Source organism: Planctomonas deserti (assembly GCF_003067705.1).
GTDB lineage: Bacteria > Actinomycetota > Actinomycetes > Actinomycetales > Microbacteriaceae > Planctomonas > Planctomonas deserti.
The window spans coordinates 1-831 of sequence record NZ_QANL01000026.1 but is presented as its reverse complement, the minus strand read 5'-3'; the positions used below and the strand labels follow the sequence as shown (position 1 = coordinate 831).

The window sequence follows — 831 nt, the reverse complement described above, 5'->3', positions numbered from 1 at the left end:
ATCGGCGAACCGGACTTCACCACGGCCGAACCGGTCGTGCGTGCCGGCCAGGCCGCATTGGCCGCCGGCCATACCCGCTACACCGCCGCACGTGGCCAGCCGGCCCTGCGCCAGGCGATCAGTGGCTTCTATCGCAGCCACTACGGGCTGGATATCGATCCCGAACGCATCCTGGTCACTCCCGGCGGCTCCGGTGCGCTGCTGCTGGCCAGCAGCCTGCTGGTCGACCCGGGCCGCCACTGGCTGCTGGCCGACCCCGGCTATCCCTGCAACCGCCACTTCCTGCGCCTGGTGGAAGGCGGCGCGCAGCTGGTGCCGGTGGGGCCTGACACGGCCTATCAGCTCACCCCCTCGCTGGTGCAGCAGCACTGGAATGCCGACAGCGTCGGCGCACTGGTGGCATCACCGGCCAATCCGACCGGCACCGTGCTGTCGGCCGACGAACTGGCGGCGCTGTCCAAGACGCTGCACGCCCGCGGCGGCCACCTGGTGGTGGACGAGATCTACCACGGCCTGACCTATGGCCTGGATGCGCCCAGCGTCCTGCAGGTGGATGACAGCGCCTTCGTGCTGAACAGCTTCTCCAAGTACTTCGGCATGACCGGCTGGCGGCTCGGCTGGCTGGTGGCACCGCCGGCGGCCGTGCCTGATCTGGAGAAGCTGGCGCAGAACCTGTACATCAGCGCGTCAAGCATCGCCCAGCACGCGGCCCTGGCGTGTTTCAGCGAGGCGTCCATGGCGATCTTCGAGCAACGCCGCGAAGCGTTCCGCCAGCGCCGCGACTTCCTGTTGCCCGCGCTGCGCGAGCTGGGTTTCCGCATCGAAATCGAG

At 69.1% G+C, this 831-nt stretch carries 1 protein-coding gene; it reads left to right on the top strand.

Annotation, left to right across the window (positions count from 1 at the left end; all coding sequences use genetic code 11):
* A partial coding sequence (locus DAI20_RS19300; protein WP_108252876.1) for an aminotransferase class I/II-fold pyridoxal phosphate-dependent enzyme occupies positions 1-831 on the top strand: 831 nt, incomplete at both ends.